This is a genomic window from Mesorhizobium sp. M8A.F.Ca.ET.218.01.1.1 (assembly GCF_004791165.1).
Taxonomy (GTDB): domain Bacteria; phylum Pseudomonadota; class Alphaproteobacteria; order Rhizobiales; family Rhizobiaceae; genus Mesorhizobium.
This window is the reverse complement of record NZ_SRUZ01000003.1, coordinates 379,652-398,609: the sequence shown is the minus strand read 5'-3', so window position 1 is coordinate 398,609 and position 18,958 is coordinate 379,652. Positions and strand designations below refer to the sequence as shown.

The 18,958-nt window shown below is 63.2% G+C and carries 17 protein-coding genes; 8 read left to right on the top strand and 9 right to left on the bottom strand.

The window, feature by feature from the left end; genetic code table 11:
• Nucleotides 1-52 precede the first annotated feature (52 nt).
• The 3 genes from fumC to EN861_RS13080 all read left to right on the top strand — a co-directional run bounded on the left by fumC (nt 53) and on the right by EN861_RS13080 (nt 2,865).
• A complete protein-coding gene (fumC, locus tag EN861_RS13090) occupies nt 53-1,450 on the top strand; it encodes a class II fumarate hydratase (protein WP_135863853.1) in 1,398 nt (465 codons plus the stop codon).
• A gap of 446 nt (nt 1,451-1,896) precedes the next feature.
• Nucleotides 1,897-2,319 carry a DoxX family protein gene (locus EN861_RS13085; RefSeq protein ID WP_135863851.1) on the top strand — a complete coding sequence of 141 codons (423 nt, stop codon included), beginning with the start codon at nt 1,897-1,899 and terminating at the stop codon, nt 2,317-2,319.
• A 123-nt stretch (nt 2,320-2,442) separates the two neighbouring features.
• Complete coding sequence (locus tag EN861_RS13080; RefSeq protein WP_135863849.1) at nt 2,443-2,865, top strand: DoxX family protein; 423 nt, start codon at nt 2,443-2,445, stop codon at nt 2,863-2,865.
• On the opposite strand, the gene ppx is transcribed toward EN861_RS13080, so the two are convergent.
• Together ppx and EN861_RS13070 are read right to left on the bottom strand one after the other, a co-directional pair.
• Entirely contained in the window at nt 2,866-4,401 is a 1,536-nt protein-coding gene (gene ppx / locus EN861_RS13075) for an exopolyphosphatase (protein ID WP_135863846.1), read from the bottom strand.
• A complete protein-coding gene (locus EN861_RS13070) occupies nt 4,401-6,593 on the bottom strand; it encodes an RNA degradosome polyphosphate kinase (protein ID WP_127277326.1) in 2,193 nt (730 codons plus the stop codon). The genes ppx and EN861_RS13070 overlap by 1 nt, the downstream gene beginning before the upstream one ends.
• 167 nt (nt 6,594-6,760) lie before the next feature.
• On the opposite strand from EN861_RS13070, the gene EN861_RS13065 reads away from it, so the two are divergent.
• Together EN861_RS13065 and EN861_RS13060 are read left to right on the top strand one after the other, a co-directional pair.
• Nucleotides 6,761-7,006: a zinc-finger domain-containing protein gene (locus EN861_RS13065; protein ID WP_127871484.1), complete on the top strand. Its 246-nt coding sequence runs from the start codon at nt 6,761-6,763 to the stop codon at nt 7,004-7,006.
• A gap of 20 nt (nt 7,007-7,026) precedes the next feature.
• Entirely contained in the window at nt 7,027-8,265 is a 1,239-nt protein-coding gene (locus EN861_RS13060) for an FAD-dependent monooxygenase (protein ID WP_135863844.1), read from the top strand.
• Between the two features lie 17 nt (nt 8,266-8,282).
• Here EN861_RS13060 and EN861_RS13055 read toward each other — a convergent pair whose 3' ends face one another.
• The 7 genes from EN861_RS13055 to EN861_RS13025 all read right to left on the bottom strand — a co-directional run bounded on the left by EN861_RS13055 (nt 8,283) and on the right by EN861_RS13025 (nt 15,261).
• Nucleotides 8,283-8,948 carry a TIGR02117 family protein gene (locus EN861_RS13055; protein ID WP_135863842.1) on the bottom strand — a complete coding sequence of 222 codons (666 nt, stop codon included), beginning with the start codon at nt 8,946-8,948 and terminating at the stop codon, nt 8,283-8,285.
• A 113-nt stretch (nt 8,949-9,061) separates the two neighbouring features.
• Nucleotides 9,062-9,865, bottom strand: coding sequence for an amino acid ABC transporter ATP-binding protein (locus tag EN861_RS13050; RefSeq protein ID WP_127277334.1), 804 nt, complete (start codon nt 9,863-9,865; stop codon nt 9,062-9,064).
• A 24-nt stretch (nt 9,866-9,889) separates the two neighbouring features.
• Complete coding sequence (locus tag EN861_RS13045) at nt 9,890-11,047, bottom strand: amino acid ABC transporter permease (RefSeq protein WP_127277336.1); 1,158 nt, start codon at nt 11,045-11,047, stop codon at nt 9,890-9,892.
• A 4-nt stretch (nt 11,048-11,051) separates the two neighbouring features.
• Nucleotides 11,052-12,239, bottom strand: coding sequence for an amino acid ABC transporter permease (locus EN861_RS13040; RefSeq protein WP_135863840.1), 1,188 nt, complete (start codon nt 12,237-12,239; stop codon nt 11,052-11,054).
• A 62-nt stretch (nt 12,240-12,301) separates the two neighbouring features.
• Nucleotides 12,302-13,330, bottom strand: coding sequence for an amino acid ABC transporter substrate-binding protein (locus tag EN861_RS13035; protein ID WP_127871480.1), 1,029 nt, complete (start codon nt 13,328-13,330; stop codon nt 12,302-12,304).
• A gap of 425 nt (nt 13,331-13,755) precedes the next feature.
• On the bottom strand, nt 13,756-14,616 hold the full coding sequence (locus EN861_RS13030) for a DUF2182 domain-containing protein (protein ID WP_127281049.1): 861 nt from the start codon (nt 14,614-14,616) through the stop codon (nt 13,756-13,758).
• 9 nt (nt 14,617-14,625) lie between these two features.
• Complete coding sequence (locus EN861_RS13025; RefSeq protein ID WP_127871479.1) at nt 14,626-15,261, bottom strand: DUF1326 domain-containing protein; 636 nt, start codon at nt 15,259-15,261, stop codon at nt 14,626-14,628.
• A 345-nt stretch (nt 15,262-15,606) separates the two neighbouring features.
• Between EN861_RS13025 and EN861_RS13020 the strand changes: the two genes are divergently transcribed.
• The 3 genes from EN861_RS13020 to EN861_RS13010 all read left to right on the top strand — a co-directional run bounded on the left by EN861_RS13020 (nt 15,607) and on the right by EN861_RS13010 (nt 18,899).
• Nucleotides 15,607-16,788, top strand: a complete 1,182-nt coding sequence (locus tag EN861_RS13020) for a cystathionine beta-lyase (RefSeq protein ID WP_135863838.1) — start codon at nt 15,607-15,609, stop codon at nt 16,786-16,788.
• Nucleotides 16,789-17,006: 218 nt separating this feature from the next.
• The gene (locus tag EN861_RS13015; RefSeq protein WP_135863836.1) at nt 17,007-18,086 is read left to right on the top strand and encodes an HPP family protein; all 1,080 of its coding nucleotides are present in this window, start codon (nt 17,007-17,009) and stop codon (nt 18,084-18,086) included.
• Nucleotides 18,087-18,212: 126 nt separating this feature from the next.
• Entirely contained in the window at nt 18,213-18,899 is a 687-nt protein-coding gene (locus tag EN861_RS13010; RefSeq protein WP_189343624.1) for an RNA polymerase sigma factor, read from the top strand.
• The last annotated feature ends 59 nt before the right edge of the window (nt 18,900-18,958 follow it).

The following is an 18,958-nucleotide window of genomic DNA, read 5'->3' as shown; positions in this document are numbered from 1 at the left end:
ATTTGTGCAACGCGATACGCCCTTGCGCAAATCGACAGACCGGAGATTTCCCGTGAGCGCTGAAAAGACCAGAACTGAAACCGATACGTTCGGCCCCATCGAGGTTGCCGCCGACCGGTATTGGGGCGCGCAGGCCCAGCGTTCCCTGGGAAACTTCAAGATCGGTTGGGAAAAGCAGCCGGCTTCGATCGTGCGCGCGCTGGGTATCGTCAAGCGGGCGGCGGCGGAAGCCAATATGGAACTCAAGCGGCTCGATCCGGCCATCGGCAAGGCGATCATCGAGGCCGCGCAAGAGGTCATCGACGGCAAGCTCAACGATCATTTCCCGCTGGTGGTCTGGCAGACCGGCTCGGGCACGCAGTCCAACATGAACGCCAACGAGGTGATCTCGAACCGCGCGATCGAAATGCTGGGCGGCGTCATGGGCTCGAAGAAGCCGGTGCACCCGAACGACCACGTCAATATGAGCCAGTCGTCGAACGACACCTACCCGACGGCCATGCACATTGCCTGCGCCGAGCGCATCGTGCACGACCTCTTGCCGGCGCTGAAGCACCTGCACAAGGCGCTCGCCGCCAAGAGCCGGGACTTCAATCACATCATCAAGATCGGCCGCACCCACACGCAGGATGCCACCCCCCTTACCCTCGGCCAGGAATTCTCCGGCTACGCGGCGCAGGTCGCCTCGTCGATCAAGCGCATCGAATTGACGCTGCCCGGCCTGCAGGAACTGGCGCAAGGCGGCACCGCCGTGGGTACAGGCCTCAACGCGCCGGTCGGTTTCGCCGAGCGGGTGGCCGATCGTATCGCCGCCATATCGGGAATCACCTTCGTCACCGCGCCGAACAAGTTCGAAGCGCTCGCCGCCCACGATTCCATGGTTTTCTCGCACGGCGCCATCAATGCGGCGGCCGCGGCACTGTTCAAGATCGCCAACGACATCCGTTTCCTTGGCTCCGGCCCGCGCTCGGGCCTCGGTGAATTGTCGCTGCCGGAAAACGAGCCCGGCTCCTCGATCATGCCGGGCAAGGTCAACCCGACCCAGTGCGAAGCGCTGACGCAGGTCTGCGTGCAGGTGTTCGGCAACAATGCGGCGCTGACATTCGCCGGCAGCCAGGGCCATTTCGAGCTCAACGTCTACAATCCGCTGATGGCCTACAACTTCCTCCAGTCGGTGCAGCTGCTGGCCGACGCTTCGGTCTCCTTCACCGACAATTGCGTCGTCGGCATCGAGGCGCGAGAGGACAACATCAAGGCGGCCCTCGACCGTTCGCTGATGCTGGTGACTGCGCTTGCGCCCACCATCGGCTACGACAACGCGGCCAAGATCGCCAAGACCGCGCACAAGAAAGGCACGACGCTGCGCGAGGAAGCGCTGGCAACCGGACTGGTCAGCGAGGCCGACTATGACCGTCTGGTGCGGCCGGAGGACATGACCCATCCGGGGTAGGTCCCTGCGGACAGGCCCAAGAGGTCGTCATTCCAGGGCGATGCAGGAGCGAAGCTCCGTCGCGAAGACCCTGGAATCCATGCCGCTACTTCAGTCGAAGGGCACAACGGTGTAGATCCTCCACCGCTTGCGACCGTTTTGAGGTCGCGGCATGGATCCTCGGGTCTGCGCGCGTCGCTTCGCTCCTTGCTTCGCCCGTGGATGACGACGTCACGAGCGTCTCGGCTAATCTCCGAAGCAAGTGCTCGCAAACTTCGGAACCGAGGATCCCGTTTTGCGGCAGCACAATTTACTTCTCCAACCCAATCCCGCGACACGATTTTCGCGCGCGGCCGCCAATCCCGAAAACATCCTTCCTGTGAACAATGTGTCGCCGCATAGCCGACTTTGGTGAACAGTCGGCATCGTCTATGTGAGTGGTCATTCAACCCATTCGGAGAGCCACCATGTCCATCAACACTTCCGCCGCCGGCGCCGGCACCGCGTCCAACAGTTCTGTCACCATCCTTCTCGGCCGTATCCTGCTCGCAGTCATTTTCCTGCTTTCCGGATTCGGCAAGCTGTCAGCCATTTCCGGCACCGCCGCCTATTTCGGCGGCCTCGGCCTGCCGGCACCGACGGCGACGGCCGTCATCGTCGGCCTGATCGAGCTGCTTGGCGGCCTTGCCGTCCTCGTCGGTTTCCAGACCAGAATCGCCGCCTGGGTGCTCGCGATCTTCACGATCGCAACCGGGCTGGTCGCCCACACCGGCTGGGCCGACCAGATGCAGATGATCCAGTTCCTCAAGAACCTCGCCATCACCGGCGGCTTCCTGCTGCTGGCCTCCTCGGGTGCCGGCGCCTATTCGATCGACGCCAAGCGCGGCTGACGCCTTCCCCTCCCAAGGACCCGAAACAAGCGGCGCGGAATTTTCCGCGCCGCTTTTTCGTTGTGTGATCACAGGCGTAGACTGCAATGGTCGCCGGTGACCGTGCCGGCAAGGGAGGGTGCCATGGGTCGCAATGCATTGCTTATGGTTTCGCGGCTGCTGTTTGCCGTGCTGTTCGTGCCGTCCGGCTTCCAGGCGCTCGCCAATATTGCTGGGACCACCAGCTATTTCTCCGGTCTTGGCCTGCCGCTGCCGGCGCTCGCCGCCTGGGGCACCGGCCTTTTTGAGCTGATAGCGGGGCTGCTGATCCTCGTTGGGTTCCAGACGCGGATCGTTGCACTGCTGCTGGCCGCCTTCTGCATTGCGGCCGGCTATATCGGCCACCATGGCCAAGGCGCCGGCGATGCGACGCTCGCTTTCCTGCACCAGCAGATGCTGATGAAGGATATCGCGATATCGGGCGGTTTCCTGGCGCTTGCCATGGCTGGCGCCGGCGCATGGTCGGCCGACGGGCGAGGCTTCGGCATAGGCGCCGACGCGACTTGACTATTTAACCGACACGCTCTGGCCACCCTCGACCGCCAGCACCAAACGGCGATTGGTGACGCGCGCCAGTTGCGCCAGCCGGCCGGCCGGCCGCTCGCCGTAGAGATCGGATAGCGAAGCCGGCAGCACCAGCGCCAGCACGCCGTTGGCGCGGCTTTCCCATTTCAGCCTGGGCATGATGCCGGGCATCGCGGCCGTCAGCAGGTAGACGACGCGCATCATCGCCGCCAGCACGCGCGCGCGCTCCAACAGGCGCGGCGGCGCCAGCGCCTTGATTTCGGGCGCCACCAATTCATTGAAGACGCCGTCATGACGGTAGGCGTTGGTCAGCGCCAGGTAGGCGCGGCCGGGATGATCGACGCCGATGAAGGACGCATGCGCGATGATGTTGAGCGACTGCTTGCCGCGATATTCCGGATGAGCGCGCCAGCCGATATCGGCAAGCAGGCAGGCGGCATGGCGATAGCGCGCTTCGTCTTCCGTCTCGTCGATGCCGAAAGCCTTGAAGGCCTTGCCGGTCCATTCGACCAGATCATGCGCGTGGTGGACCGAACGCGAGCGCAAAAGCGCAAGCTCCTCGGCGGCCGAGATCAGCGGATCGGCCTTCTGCTCGGCCGTCTCGAGCAGTGAATAGAGAAAGCCTTCGCGCACGCCCTGCGCCGAAACGACGATCCTGGACGGTTGCATCGCCGTCATGATTTCCTGCAGCACGAGCGCGCCGTATGGCAGCAGCGAGCGGCGGTTCTTGGAGACGCCCTCGATACCCCTCACCTTTTCGACCTCGCCCCTGGCCACCTGCTTGAGGAAGGTTTGGGCACTGTCGGCCGATATCTCGTAGTGGTGCATGACGCCGAGCGGGTAGTTGTTCATCTCCATGTGCAGCCTGGCGAGGTTTCGCCAGGTGCCGCCGACGGCGTAGAAAGTCCTGCCCTGCCCGCCCTTCAAGAGCTTGGCCCGGGCCAGTTCCTGGCGTGCGATCTTCTGCGCCTGGACGAGCGAGTTCTTCGCCATGTCCTGCAGGCGCAGGCCGCCGAGCGGCAGCGTGATGCCGTCGCCGATCGCCTCGCCATCGATGTCGATCAGTTCCAGGCTGCCGCCGCCAAGGTCGCCGGCAATACCGTTGGCCGGATGAAAACCTGAGATGACGCCGAGCGCGGAATAATGCGCTTCCTGGCGGCCGGAGAGCACGCGGATCTCGGTCTTGAGCACCTCCTCGGCGCGATGGATGAAATCGGGACCGTTGATCGCCTCACGGGCGGCGGCGGTTGCCAGCACGTACATGTGTTCGGCACCGGCCTGGTCGGAGAGCGCGCGGAAACGGCGAAACTCCTCCATCGAACGCGCCACCCCTTCGGGGTCGAGCTTCCCTGTCGAGACGATGCCGCGGCCGAGGCCGGCCAGCATCTTTTCGTTGAACAGCACGGTCGGCGAACGCGCCAGCCCCTCATAGACGACAAGACGGATCGAATTGGATCCGATGTCGATGATGGACAGCGGTCGGCGGTCCTGCAGCCGGCCCTGGGAATTGAACAGCATCAGGTGGTGGCGTTCTTCTTGCGGCGCTTGAACTGCGCGATTCGCTTGGGCGCATGCGATTTCAGCGCGTCACCCCGTCCCGACAGGCTCGGATTGGTCATGAAATATTCCTGCGCGTTGAACGGTTCCTCGCCCTCCTCCAGCACCACGCGCCGGGAGGTTCCATCAGCCAATACGTCGAAACTTTGCTGATTGTCCATGATGTTGCCCAGCATGATCTGGCCCAGAATCTGTTCATGCACAGTTGGATTGGTGATCGGCACCATGGTCTCGACGCGGCGGTCGAGATTGCGCGGCATCAGGTCGGCCGAGGAGATGTAGACAATCGCCTCGTCCGAGGGAAGGCCATGGCCGTTGCCGAAGCAATAGATACGGCTGTGCTCGAGGAACCGGCCGACGATCGACTTGACCCTGATGTTCTCCGACAGGCCCGGCACCTGCGGCCGCAGACAGCATATGCCGCGCACGACGAGGTCGATTTCCACACCGGCGCGGCTGGCATCGTAGAGCGCATCGATGATGATGGGGTCGACGAGCGCGTTCATCTTCATCCAGATGCGCGCCGGCCGCCCCTCCAACGCATGGGTGATCTCGGCTGAAATGTGCTGGAGGATGCGGTTCCTCAGCGTGAAGGGCGAGATCGCCAGCCGCATTTCGGCGGTCGGCTCGGCATAGCCGGTGATGAAATTGAACAATTGGGCGACGTCGCGGGCAATCGTCGGATCGGTGGTGAAGAAGGACAGGTCGGTGTAGATGCGTGCCGTCACCGGATGGTAATTGCCGGTGCCGAGATGGACGTAGTTGCGCAGCTTGCCGTCCTCGCGCCGTACCACCAGCGACATCTTGGCATGGGTCTTGAGTTCGAGGAACCCGAACACGACCTGCACGCCGGCACGTTCGAGATCGCGCGCCCAGCGGATGTTGGCTTCCTCGTCGAAACGCGCCTTGAGCTCGACCAGCGCCGTCACCGACTTGCCAGCCTCGGCCGCGTCGACCAGCGCACGCACGATCGGGCTGTCGTTGGAGGTGCGATAGAGCGTCTGCTTGATCGCCACAACTTCGGGGTCGGCCATTGCCTGGCGCAGGAACTGCACCACCACGTCGAACGACTCGTAGGGGTGATGAACGACGATGTCCTTCTCGCGGATGGCGGCAAAACAGTCGCCGCCATGCTCGCGGATACGTTCGGGAAAGCGTGGATTGTAGGGCGTGAACTTCAGGTCGTCGCGGGGAACGGAGACGATCTCGGAGATCTGGCTGAGCGCCAGCGGCCCGGTGAGCACGCTGATGCGGCTCGATGAGACGCCAAGCTCGCCGGCGACGAAATCGCGCAATTCCCCCGGCATCAGCATGTCGAACTCGATGCGGATAACCGAACCGCGGCGGCGACGCTTCAGCGCCGTTTCGAACAGCCGCACAAGGTCTTCCGACTCCTCTTCGACCTCGATATCGCTGTCGCGGATGATGCGGAACGTGCCGGAGCCCTTGACCTCGTAGCCGGGGAACAGCTTGCCGATGTAAAGGCCGACCGCCTCCTCCAGCGGAATGAAGCGGACATGGTTCTTGCGGTCCGGAAGGCGGATAAAGCGCTTCAGCGCCACCGGCAGGCGCAGCAATGCGCTCATCTCCTCGCCATTCTTGCGGTGGCGAAGCTGCAGCGCCATGGAGAAGCCGAGATTGGGAATGAACGGGAACGGATGCGCCGGGTCGATCGACAGCGGGGTGAGCACCGGAAACACCTGGTCCTGGAAATGCTCTTCCAGCCAGACCTTTTCGTCCTTGGTCAGCGCATCGCGGGTGATGCTCTCGATGCCTTCCTTGTTGAGCAGAACCGTGAGTGCCGAAAGGCTCTTCTGCTGGTCTTCCTGCAGCCGCTCGACTTCACGCAGCAATTGTTCGAGCTGCTGTTCGGGGGTGCGTCCGTCCGGGCTCTTCAGCACGATGCCCTCGCGCACCTGGCCGGCAAGGCCGGCGACGCGCACCATGAAGAACTCGTCGAGATTGGCGGCCGAGATCGACAGGAAGCGGACGCGCTCCAGCAGCGGGTGATGGGTGTTCAGCGATTCTTCGAGAACGCGGCGATTGAACTGCAGCCAGGAGAACTCGCGGTTGACGAAACGGTCCGGATTGCCTTCCGGGCTCGCTGCCGTGACGTTGTTGAATTCGCTCTGTACCGGCTTCAATTCGTTCATGATTCCCGCTCTTTCGCCCGCCCTGGCCGGTTAACCGGCTTAACTTATCCTGTGGCAGGCTTTTGCGACAGTTCTCTGACAGGCTTTTGCGACAGTTTGATTTCATCGAACTTGCAAAGAGGCTTGATATGATCCAGATGCAGAGAGACTGCGTTAAGGAGACGACGATGGCAGGCGGTTCCATTCCCCATTTCCAGAACGATGCGGGCCATCCGGCAATCGACATCGGGGTCAAGGAATTCATGTGCACGGGCGCCAACCCGCCTTTCGATCATCCGCATGTGTTTCTCGACATGGGCGACGACAATGAGAAAGTCTGCCCCTACTGCTCGACCCTCTACCGCTATTCGCCGAAGCTGAAGGCGACGGAAACCCTGCCCACGGGCTGCCTCTACATCGACCAGGCCGCCTGAAGCCTTTCGCGGCAAACCGGATGGACGACACGCGCTCCCGGCAAGTCGTCATCGCCGGAGCTGGCATTGCCGGACTGACCGCGGCGGTTGCCTTCGCCGAACGCGGTTATCCCGTGCAGGTGTTCGAGCAGGCGCAGCGCCTTGAAGCGGTCGGCGCGGGCATCCAGCTCTCTCCCAATGCGACACGCATCCTTCGTCAACTCGGCGTGCTCGACCGACTGCTGTCGGCGGTGGTAAGGCCGGAGGCCGTGGTATTGAAGGACGCAAGGACGTTGCGCCAACTGGCGCGCGTGCCGCTAGGGGAAGCCGGCGAGAGCCGCTGGGGCGCGCCCTATCTCGTCGCCCACCGGGCCGATGTGCAGAGCGCGTTGATGGCACGGGTTGCCGAGATACCTGATATCCATCTCACCGTCGGGGCGCGCGTCCAAAGAATTGCGACTGGCAGCCATGGTGTCACGGCGACCGTCGAGATCGGTGGCAATACGGCGGAGGAACAAGGCTCCTTGCTGGTCGGCGCCGATGGCGTCTGGTCGTCGGTGCGCGAGCTTGTCGATGCACAAAGGATGGCATCGCCAAGAAGCCGTTTTTCGGGAGAGTTGGCCTGGCGCACCACCGTCGCGGCAGACAGCAGCGCCGGGCGGGCCTTCGCCGCGATCGGTGCAGCCGATTGCGTCACGACTTTCCTGCATACGGGTTTCCACATGGTCGTCTATCCCGTCAGTAAGGGCGACGCATTCAACCTCGTCGCCTTCACCAAAGGCGAGCGCATTACCGAGGGCTGGTCCGGCCATGCCGATCCCGGCATACTCGCCGCCGCCATGCGCGGCACCGCGCCAGGACTCGTGAAGCTGGTGGAAATAGCCGGCCCGTGGCTGACCTGGCCGCTGCATACCGTCGAACAGAGACAGCCTTGGACAATGCCAGCCGGCATCGCGCTGATCGGCGACGCCGCGCACGCAATGACGCCGTTCGCGGCACAAGGTGCCGCGATGGCGATCGAGGACGCCGCGATGCTCGCCAGCCTGGTCGCCGACTTCCCCGGCGACCTGACGCAAAGCCTCACCATCTGGGAGAAGCTGCGACGACCGCGCATCGAAAAGGTACTGAAACGCGGCGCGCTCAACCGCCTCGCCTGGCACGCCCGGGGACCGGTGGCATTGGCGCGCAATCTGGTCCTGGCGACGCGGCCAGGAGAGAAGCTCGCGGCGGATTTGGATTGGCTTTACGGCTGGGAACAGCAGCAGGTCATCCGTCGCTGAAAGGAGCTGCGGCAAAGCTAATTATACAGCCGCATCGACAACCCAAGCGATGCCGGCAGCGGGTTCCACCAGCCGGTGCGCAGGCCGGCAGTGCGCAGTGCGGCCGCAGCCCAGGTGTTGCAGCCGATCAGCGCGTTGAAACGGCCATTGGCCTCATAAAAACGGTCGAAATTGGAATAGGCGGCATTGTCGATGACGATCGGGCCGCTCGGTCCCTGCTGAAAACTCGCTTCGACAAAGTCGAGCAACGCGGCAAAACGGTCCTCGCCCACGTCGAAGCCGGCGACATCGGGGCGCGGCTCGGAGATATCGCCGGCGACGTCGACATGCATCACCGAAGCATCGAGTGTCAGCGCCTTGAATACCGGCAGCGCCTTCACTTGCGACCATGTCGGCGTTTCCAGGTAGAAGGCGCGCCCGCCCCAGCCGAAGACGAGGTAGCGCACTTCGGGGGCGTCCGAAGGCAGGCCGGCATCGGCAAGAAAACGGAAGCGCCGGCGCACCCCGTCATCCACCGGAATGGCGATGTCGGTGTGGATTGGGTTCTTCAGCACCAATATGCGCCGCGTGCCCTCGCCTGCGGCAGCCGTGGGCCAGAGCGGCCGCGGCACCAGCGTGCCGAGCGACACAGCGAGCACCACTGCGGCAACCAGCATGACCAGCAAACGCAGGAGTTTTTTCATCGGTGCGGCTTCGCGATTCGTCGCGGCTCAATGGAGAAGATCATTATCCGATCGGCCAGACGCAAAAAGCCCGGCCATGGCACGGCCGGGCTTCCCTGATTCCAGTGAAGCGCTCAGTGCAGAATCTGCGACAGGAACAGTTTCGTGCGTTCGTGGCGCGGATGGTCGAAGAACTCGGCCGGCGTGTTCTGCTCGACGATCTGGCCCTGGTCCATGAAGATCACCCGGTTGGCGACTTTCCGCGCAAAACCCATCTCGTGGGTGACGCACAGCATGGTCATGCCCTCTTCGGCCAGCCCCACCATGGTCTCCAGCACTTCCTTGATCATTTCAGGGTCGAGCGCCGAGGTCGGCTCGTCGAACAGCATGATGCGCGGGTTCATGCACAGCGAGCGTGCGATCGCCACGCGCTGCTGCTGGCCGCCGGAAAGCTGGCCCGGATATTTGTTGGCCTGCTCGGGAATCTTGACACGCTTGAGGAAATGCATGGCGATTTCCTCGGCCTGCTTCTTCGGCGTCTTGCGCACCCAGATCGGCGCCAGTGTGCAGTTCTCCAGGATGGTCAGATGCGGGAACAGGTTGAAGTGCTGGAACACCATGCCGACCTCGCGGCGCACCTCGTCGATCTTCTTGAGATCGTTGGTGAGTTCCTTGCCGTCGACGATGATCTTGCCCTTCTGGTGCTCCTCCAGCCGGTTGATGCAGCGGATCATGGTCGATTTGCCCGAGCCGGACGGGCCGCAGATGACGATGCGCTCGCCGCGCATCACTTTCAGGTTGATGTCCTTCAGCACATGGAACTCGCCGTACCATTTGTGCATGGCGACGATGTCGATGGCGACATCGGTGGTGGAAATCTGCATCTTGGCGGCGTTGACCTTGATCTCTTCCGCGCTGACGGCGTTTTCGGTGGCCATGGCTGGGTCCCCTTGTTCTTTTGTTTAGCGTTTGTAGCCGGTGTCGAGTCGGCGTTCCGTGTACATTGAATAGCGCGACATGCCGAAGCAGAACAGCCAGAAGACGAAGGCCGCGAACACAAGACCGGATTTCGCGGTCTGCGCCGTTGCCCAGTTGGCATCGGAGAAGTTCTGCTTGACGATGCCGAGCAGGTCGAACATCGAGATGATGAGGACCAGGCTGGTGTCCTTGAACATGCCGATGAAGGTGTTGACGATGCCGGGAATGACCAGCTTCAGCGCTTGCGGCAACACGATCAAACCCATCTTCTGCCAGTAGCCGAGGCCGAGCGAATCGGCGCCTTCATACTGGCCCTTGGGGATCGCCTGCAGGCCGCCGCGCACGACTTCGGCCATGTAGGCGGCGGCAAACAGCGACACACCGATCAGCGCCCTCAGATATTTGTCGAAGGTGACGCCGGCCGGCAGGAACAGCGGCAGCATGACGCTGACGAAGAACAGCACCGTGATCAGCGGTATGCCGCGCACGGCTTCGATGAAGATGACGCACAGCATCTTGACGATCGGCATCTTCGAGCGCCGGCCGAGCGCCAGCACGGTGCCCAGCGGCAGCGACACGGCGATGCCGACGAAGGACAGGCTCAGCGTGATCAGCAGCCCGCCCCAGCGTGAGGTTTCGACATGCGGCAGGCCGAATATGCCGCCGACCAGAAGGAAGAAGGAAACGATCGGCAGCACCAGGAACAGCAGGATCGCGTTCAACCCCTTGCGCGGCACACGTGGCATCAGCATCGGCACCAGCAGTGCCACGAACAGGATGGCGACCAGGATCGGCCGCCAGCGCTCCTCGACCGGATAGGTGCCGAACATGAACTGGCCGAACTTGGCGTTGACGAAAGCCCAGCAGGCGCCGCTCCAGCCGTCGGGCTGAATACCGCCTTGCGCGACGGTCGCGCAGACCGTGCGGTCCGGCCCGGTCCACTGTGCGTTGATGAACGCCCAGTTGATGACCTGCGGCAGTACCCAGGCGACGATGACGATGCCGAGGATGGTGAGGATGGTGTCGCCGACCGAACCGATCAGGTTCCTGCGCACCCAGGCGACGGGACCGCTGACGCTCGCCGGCGCGGGCTGCGCCAGCGCCATTTCGGTCCGCACCCAGGACATGTCGTGTTCCTGCATGGCTCTACCTCTCCACCAGCGCCATTCTGGAGTTGACCACGTTCATCACGGCCGAGGTCACCAGGCTGAGTATGAGATAGGCGATCATCATGATCAGCACGCCTTCGACCGCTTGTCCGGTCTGGTTCAGAACCGTGCCGGCTGTCGCCGTCAGGTCGGGATAACCGATGGCGATCGCCAGCGAGGAGTTCTTGGTCAGGTTGAGATACTGGCTGGTCAGCGGCGGAATGACGATGCGCATGGCCTGCGGCACCACGACCAGCCGCAGGATCGACCCGGATCGCAGACCAAGCGCTGCCGCCGCCTCGGTCTGGCCCTTGCTGACGCCCCTGATGCCGGCGCGCACGATTTCGGCGATGAAGGCCGCCGTGTAGCAGGATAGCGCCAGATAGAGCGACAGGAATTCCGGTTTGACCTGGAAGCCGCCGGTCAGGTTGAAGGTCGACTGTTTTGGAAGATCAAAGGTCAGCGGAAAGCCGCTCAGCACGTAAGCGAGCAGCGGCAGGCCGACGATCAGCGCGGCGGAAGTCCAGAACACGGGAAATTGCTGGCCTGTCGCCATCTGCCGCTGACGCGCCCTGCGGGCGACGAACCACGACATCGCGATGCCCACGACAAGGGCGACCAGGATCAGCCAGGAGCCGTCGCCCCAGACCGGGCGCGGAAAATAGAAGCCGCGCTGGTTGAGGAAGGAGCCGAAGGGCAGATGATAGGAGTCGCGCGGCGCCGGCAGCACGGCGAGCACGCCGGAATACCAGAAGAAGATGACCAGCAGCGGCGGGATGTTGCGGAAAATCTCGACATAGACCGTGCAGATCTTCTGGATCAGCCAGTTCTGCGACAGGCGACCGATGCCGATGATGAAGCCGATAATGGTGGCGGTGATGATGCCGGCGGCAGCAACGATGATGGTGTTGATCAGGCCGACGACGATGGCGCGGCCATAGGTCGAGTCCGACGTATAGGCGATCGGCGTGTCAGATATGTCGAAGCCGGCGCGCCCCTTGAGGAAGCCGAAGCCCGAGGCGATGTGCAGGCGCTGCAGATTGTCGATGACGTTCTGCACGATCCACCAGATGGAGCCGAACAACAAGACGACGACCAGCGTCTGGAAGAAGAGGCTGCGTATTCTCGGATCATTGACGAAGGAGCCGCGGCTCGGCTCCTCGCGTAGGATTTCCTGCGATGCCATGTCACGTCCCCTGTGAAAGAGAAACCGGAAGGCAGGTGCCTGCCTTCCGGATCACATTTCGATCAGCGGATCGGCGGAGCGTATTGCAGGCCGCCCTTGGTCCACAGCGCGTTGATGCCACGGGCGATCTTCAGCGGGCTGCCCGAACCGACATTGCGGTCGAACATTTCGCCGTAATTGCCGGTGGCCTTGACGATGTTGACGACCCAGTCGTTGGAGACGCCGAGATCGGTGCCGATCTTGGTGTCGGCCTCCTGGCCGAGCACGCGCTTGATCTCCGGGCTGGCGGAGTTCTTCATCTCGTCGACATTGGCCTTGGTGATGCCGAGCTCCTCGGCGTCGAGCAGAGCGAAATAGGTCCACTTGACGATGTGGTACCACTGGTCGTCGCCCTGGCGAACGGCAGGTCCGAGCGGCTCCTTCGAGATGATCTCGGGCAGCACGACGTGATCGGCCGGCGAGCCGAGCGTCAAGCGAATGCCGTAAAGGCCCGACTGGTCGGTGGTGTAGACGTCGCAGCGGCCGGCATCATAGGCGGCGTTGACCTCTTCCAGCTTCTCGAAGACGACCGGATTGTACTCCATCTTGTTCGCCTTGAAGTAGTCGGCGAGGTTGAGCTCGGTGGTCGTGCCGCTCTGCACGCAGACGGCGGCGCCCGAAAGCTGCAGCGCCGAATTGACGCCCGGCAGCTTCTTGGCGTTGATCATGAAACCCTGGCCGTCATAGTAGGTCGTGCCGATGAAATTCAGGCCAAGCGCGGTGTCGCGGTTGATCGTCCAGGTGGTGTTGCGCGACAGGATGTCGACCTCGCCGGACTGCAGCGCGGTGAAGCGCTCCTTGGCGCTGAGCGGCGTGAACTTGACCTTGGTGCCATCACCGAAGACGGCGGCGGCAACCGCGCGGCAGAAATCGGCGTCGATGCCTTGCCAGTCGCCCTTGTCGTCCGGCGCCGAGAAGCCGGCCAGACCGGTCGAGACGCCGCACTGGATGAAGCCCTTCGCCTTGACGGTGTCGAGCGTGCCGGCCGACGCGGCCGACGCCATCAGTCCGAGCGTGGCGACGCCGAGAATGCCGATAGCAATGTGTTTCATAACCCACAGACCCTTTTCTGTTTTTTCAGGCAGTGACCCTGATCTTTTCTCCCGTGTGAACGCAGCTCCCATCCCGGCCCATTCCCGGAACCCCGCGTCGCAAATCGACGCGCCGCCTCCCATTCACGAACAGCATCGAAGGCGATAATTCTCGTGAGGTCAAGGAAAATGACCGAATTGCAACGGGTTTGAAAATCGATTGTCCGAAATGCCTGAATTGCAGACAAACGCGCCCGCGATTTAGTCACAAGCGCGAATTGAATCGGCAAAGCTCATTTGCCGCGGATGTGAGCCGGTTCCGTGAAATCCATTGCCGGCAATACCTGAGTGTTACTGCCTCCAGCACGAAATGCATTGACGTCGCGGAATACCCCCGGCCGGCGATTGCCGGTCAATATTGCTCGTGAACAAAGCCGGTACGCAGGTCAAAGCGCGGGAAAGACGAGCCAGACGCCGATCGCAACCATCAATGCGCCGGAGATGCGCGGGATCAATTGCCCGGCCGGGACCATCTTCTCCAAGAGAACAAGGATGGCGATGCCGGCGATCCACAGGACGTTCATGACACCGCCGACAAACAGCAAGGCCATCAGCGCCCAGCAGCAGCCGAGACAATAGGCGCCGTGGCCGATGCCGAGCCGAAGCGCGCCGGGCGGGGTGGTGCGGAAGCCGCCATGGCTGGCCAGGAATGCGATCGGCGCCTGGCATTGGCGCAGGCAGACGCCCTTGACCGGCGTCCATTGATAGAGGCCGGCGGCGATCAGGACGAGGCCACCGAGGGTCGCACTGTTGGTAGCCATTGCCGGATCAAGCAAGGCGAAATGGGCGAGCACCCATTGCGCGCCGGTGGCCGCGATGCTGAAGACGATCCAGACGATGAGATAGCCGGCAAAAAACCATGCCGTCGACGCGATAGGCTGGCCATCGACCCGTGCCTTGCGGCCGACGCCTGCATAGAGCAGCAACATCGGCGCGATCGAAGGCGTCATCATGCCGACCATCATCACGGCCCACATGGTGAAGATGAAGACGAAATCGGCCGATGCCCAGGTCCTGAAACCCGGCGCCACGGCGGCGCCCATATCCATGCCACCAATATCCGTGTTCGACATGTCCATCCCGGCCATGCCGCCTGCCGCGCCGTCCGCGACGGGGACACCAGGCATGGCCATGTCGGCGGCGAGCCAAAGGACGTAGGTCCAGGCGAGAATGGCAATCACGACGAGCGCGGTCATCACGACCGCGCGGTCGCGCCGCAGCACAGCCTCGAGAGCCGTGTCGCCCATTGGATCAGGTCAATGCACGACGCCGCTCTGCGTGAGATGCAGATTGGCGAAATGGCTGTGCGTGTCGGCCACCTCGAACTTGATCGGGCCGGTCGCCTTGGTCCAGCCACGACCGATCTCGGCGATCGCGTATTCGAAGCCGTGCGGCAGGTCGATGCGCGCCCTGTGCTCGGCACCGGTGACCGGGTTCTTGATCGGCTCGCCATGGCCGTCAGTGACGCCCTTGACATGCAGCCGGCCGGTTCGCGCGTCGACGTCAACCTTGAAATCGATCGCGGCGAAGATCGGATCGTGGAATTTCTCCAGCGTGGTCGAAAAAACCTGGAATATCGTTGCGCCCGGCTCGGTGTCCTGGCCGCCCAATATGCGAAGCAGAGCTTCACGCTGGGCTTCGCTGGCCCTCTCGTCGATAACCACCGCGGCCTCGCCCCTGCCCTGGTGGATCGCGCCGGGCCAACTGAAAATGCCGACGAACCGCAACCCGTCCAGCTTGGTGTCGCCGTGATGGCCGGTCTCGATCTCCATGCCGGCGACCGCCTGGCAGAATCCGTATGTCGGCATGGCGTTGAACTGGCACGGACAGCCATAGGCGCAATTGCAGTTGATGAATTCGCGCGCCTTCATCGTCCATTTGACGTCAGGCATTGCATTCCTCCCTTTGCCGCGCTCGGTGGGCGCGATACCCGGATTGGGGACCAGGAGAGGTAGCCGGCAAAACCATCCGGCAGCATCTGATCGAAGCAATCCGGCGATTAATATTAGGGCTTGATTATATATCTTTCACAGCCGGCTACAATAGGCCGACCGGCCGGCGACCGGGCTTCCGGCAAGGTACGGCCGCCCTGGTCGGTCCGATTCAGATCAACCCCCAGCTGTTTTCCGGACCCGGGAATTGGCATATTCGAAGTCCATTCCTGGCGGACAGTGGGCTGTTGCACGGTCCACGACGCCGCACTATGGCTAGCGCCTTATCAGACAGGGCGACCAAGAATGGCGAAAGACGGCAGCGAGCAGGGTTCCGGCAAGGTGGGCATCAACACCCGGCTTGCCCATTCAGGCAACAACCCGCACGACTATTTCGGCTTCGTCAATCCGCCGGTGGTGCACGCCTCGACCGTGCTGTTCCCCAATGCCGCCGCGATGGCCGCACGCAACCAGAAATACACCTACGGCACGCGCGGAACACCGACGACCGATGCCCTCGCACAGGCGATCGATGCGCTGGAGGGGTCCGCCGGCACGATCGTGGTGCCATCGGGGCTGGCGGCGGTGACCATTCCGCTGCTCGCCTTCGTATCGGCGGGCGACCATCTGCTGATCGTCGATTCCGTTTATCACCCCACGAGAAACTTCGCCGATACGATGCTGAAGCGATTGGGCGTCGAGGTCGAGTATTATGCGCCCCGTATCGGCGCCGGCATCGCGGCCTTGATCAAGCCGAGCACCAAAGTGGTGTTCACCGAATCGCCGGCCTCCAACACATTCGAGGTGCAGGATATCCCGGCGATCGCCAAGGCGGCGCATGCGGCCGGCGCCATCGTGATGATGGACAACACCTGGGCGACACCACTCTATTTCCGGCCGCTCGACCACGGCGTCGACATCTCGATCCACGCGGCGACGAAATATCCGGCCGGCCATTCGGACGTGCTCCTCGGCACGGTCTCGGCCAATGAGGCCTGCTGGAAGCAGCTCTACGAGAGTTTTTGCACGCTTGGCTGCTGTTCGGGACCCGACGATGTCTATCAGGTGCTGCGCGGCCTGCGCACGATGGGCGTGCGGCTCGACCATCATCAGCGCAGCGCGCTTGCCATCGCCTCATGGCTCGAAAGCCAGCCGGGCGTGGCGCGGGTGCTCCACCCTGCCCTTCCCAGCCATCCGGACCACGATCTGTGGAAGCGGGACTTTTGCGGTTCGAGCGGCATCTTTTCGATCGTGCTGGCCGGCGGTGGCCAGCGGGAGCAGCACGCTTTCCTCGACGCATTGCGCATCTTCGGCCTCGGCTATTCCTGGGGCGGCTATGAGAGCCTGGCGGTGCCGGTCTGGCTTGTCGACCGCGTCGTTGCGAAAGGCCCTTATGAAGGTCCGTTGATCCGCTTGCAGATCGGCCTCGAGGATGTCGACGACCTGAAAGCCGACATCATGCGCGGGCTTGCAGCGGCCGCCGCCTGATCTGTCTGGCCGCCCGGAAGAGTTGGCAGACGGCCACAACACACTGACGCTGATGGCAAAGCGCGAGCCGCTCGCAGCATCCCGGCGAGCGGTCTCGCGCAATATTATTCTCCCACGCCGCGACTTTGCGGATTTGTTTGACTTTCAAATCCGCGAGTTCGGCTCCATTGCGTTGGACAGGGCGTCCGCGCCAAATCCATTTCGTCATAAAGCTTGCCATGGCCTTTCGTCTTTTTGTTCCCATCCTCGCCGGCGCGACGCTGCGTGAACGCGTCCTGGCGTGTATCGGCGCCACGATCGGCATTGCCCTGACCGGCGTGATCAGCGGGCTGGCGATGGGCGGCGGCCCGCATGTGGCCCTGCTGGTGGCGCCGATGGGCGCCTCCGCCGTGCTTCTGTTCGCCGTGCCGGCGAGCCCGCTGGCGCAGCCCTGGTCGATCATCGGCGGCAATTCCATATCGGCGCTGGTCGGCGTGACCGTGGCGCATTTCATCCATGATCCGGTGATGGCCTCGGGTCTCGCGGTGGCCTTGGCGATCGCCGCGATGTCGTTCACGCGCTGCCTGCATCCGCCAGGTGGTGCCGCCGCGCTGACGGCGGTGCTCGGCGGGCCGGCCGTCATCAGCGCGGGCTTCCTGTTCCCGTTCGTGCCGGTGGCCTTGAATTCGACCATCCTGGTGGCGCTGGGCTTCCTTTTCCACAAGCTGGCGCGGCGCAACTACCCGCATGTCGCCGCACCGCCCGCAAACAGCCACGGTACCGCCGATCCGCCGGCTCAGCAGCGCGCCGGTTTCCAGCCCGAGGACATCGACGCGGCGCTGACGGCGCTCGACGAGACCTTCGATATCGACCGCGACGACCTCGAACGACTGCTGCGACAGGTCGAATTGCAGGCCATGGTGCGGTCGCACCGGACGCTGCTGTGCGAGGACATCATGTCGCGCGACGTGATTTCGGTGCCCGAACAAGCCACCACCGACGAAGCACGCCAGCAACTGCTCGATCATAATATCCGTACGTTGCCGGTGGTCGATGCGGATGCCCGGCTGGTTGGCGCCGTCGGCCTGCGCGAGCTGACGAAAGCCGTAGAAACGGTGAAGGACGTGATGGCAAAGGCCGGCACCGCCTCGCCCGAGACGCCGGCGATGAGCCTGCTTCCCGTGCTGACCGACGGCCGCAGCCATGCCGTGGTCATCGTCGACGGCGAGCGGCGCATTCTCGGCCTGATCACGCAGACCGACCTGCTGGCGGCGGCCGCCCGCGTGCAGACGGCAGACAAGGGTCTGGCAGCGGCCTAGAATAGCGGACGTGGATCCCACCGATCTGGGAACCTTTTGCCGGCAGGCGCATCCAACGTGCAGTCAAGCGCCTGTTCGAAGAGGCGCCTGTTCGAAGAGGCGTCTGTTCAGGGAGATCCGGTCGCGATGAGCAAGCTCGCAACGCCCGCCACGGTGCCTATGATTGCCGAAAGCCTTTCCGGCGACATGCTGCTCGTCCACCGGGCGCTGGCGCGCGAACCGGATGCCTTTCGCGCCATCATGAAGATACACAACCAGCGGCTCTACCGCATCGCGCGCGGCATTCTGCGCAACGATGCCGAAGCCGAGGATGTCGTCCAGGAGGCCTATGTCAGCGCCTTCGCCAGCCTTGCGGCGTTTCGCGGCGAATCCACGCTTGCCACATGGCTGTCGCGCATCGTCATCAACGAAGCTCTTGGCCGCGTGCGCAAGAAGCGTCGCACAGTTGGGATGCCTGACAACCCGGAAGCGCAAATCATCCGGTTTCCCCTCAATTCCAACGACGATCCGGAGCGGGCGATGGCGCAGCGGCAGATTCTCGCACTTGTCGAACGGGCGACCGACAGTCTGCCCGACATCTACCGCATGGTCTTCGTCGCCCGCGTCATCGAGGGCCTGAGCATGGAGGAAACCGCCGATTTGCTTGGTGTGCGGCCGGAGACCATCAAGACGAGGCTGCACCGGGCCCGTGTCCTGCTGCGCAAGGCGCTGGACAATGAAATCGGTCCGGTGCTGCTCGATGCCTTCCCGTTCGCCGGACGGCGCTGCGAGCGACTGACCCAGGCGGTGATGGGACGGCTGGGTTTCGAATGATGCCGTCCTGATTTTCCGGGAACGTTTCCTCCCGTCGCGCATCCAATGAGCGTCAACTG

Bases quoted from the DNA above. Each gene is read 5' to 3' on its own strand.
- EN861_RS13020 (WP_135863838.1), top strand. From the start codon at position 15,607: ATGGCGAAAGACGGCAGCGAGCAGGGTTCCGGCAAGGTGGGCATCAAC.
- EN861_RS13030 (WP_127281049.1), bottom strand. From the start codon at position 14,616: ATGGGCGACACGGCTCTCGAGGCTGTGCTGCGGCGCGACCGCGCGGTC.
- EN861_RS13025 (WP_127871479.1), bottom strand. From the start codon at position 15,261: ATGCCTGACGTCAAATGGACGATGAAGGCGCGCGAATTCATCAACTGC.
- EN861_RS13055 (WP_135863842.1), bottom strand. From the start codon at position 8,948: ATGAAAAAACTCCTGCGTTTGCTGGTCATGCTGGTTGCCGCAGTGGTG.
- EN861_RS13085 (WP_135863851.1), top strand. From the start codon at position 1,897: ATGTCCATCAACACTTCCGCCGCCGGCGCCGGCACCGCGTCCAACAGT.
- EN861_RS13080 (WP_135863849.1), top strand. From the start codon at position 2,443: ATGGGTCGCAATGCATTGCTTATGGTTTCGCGGCTGCTGTTTGCCGTG.
- EN861_RS13065 (WP_127871484.1), top strand. From the start codon at position 6,761: ATGGCAGGCGGTTCCATTCCCCATTTCCAGAACGATGCGGGCCATCCG.
- EN861_RS13045 (WP_127277336.1), bottom strand. From the start codon at position 11,047: ATGCAGGAACACGACATGTCCTGGGTGCGGACCGAAATGGCGCTGGCG.
- EN861_RS13050 (WP_127277334.1), bottom strand. From the start codon at position 9,865: ATGGCCACCGAAAACGCCGTCAGCGCGGAAGAGATCAAGGTCAACGCC.
- EN861_RS13040 (WP_135863840.1), bottom strand. From the start codon at position 12,239: ATGGCATCGCAGGAAATCCTACGCGAGGAGCCGAGCCGCGGCTCCTTC.
- EN861_RS13015 (WP_135863836.1), top strand. From the start codon at position 17,007: ATGGCCTTTCGTCTTTTTGTTCCCATCCTCGCCGGCGCGACGCTGCGT.
- ppx (WP_135863846.1), bottom strand. From the start codon at position 4,401: ATGCTGTTCAATTCCCAGGGCCGGCTGCAGGACCGCCGACCGCTGTCC.
- EN861_RS13060 (WP_135863844.1), top strand. From the start codon at position 7,027: ATGGACGACACGCGCTCCCGGCAAGTCGTCATCGCCGGAGCTGGCATT.
- EN861_RS13070 (WP_127277326.1), bottom strand. From the start codon at position 6,593: ATGAACGAATTGAAGCCGGTACAGAGCGAATTCAACAACGTCACGGCA.
- EN861_RS13035 (WP_127871480.1), bottom strand. From the start codon at position 13,330: ATGAAACACATTGCTATCGGCATTCTCGGCGTCGCCACGCTCGGACTG.
- EN861_RS13010 (WP_189343624.1), top strand. From the start codon at position 18,213: ATGAGCAAGCTCGCAACGCCCGCCACGGTGCCTATGATTGCCGAAAGC.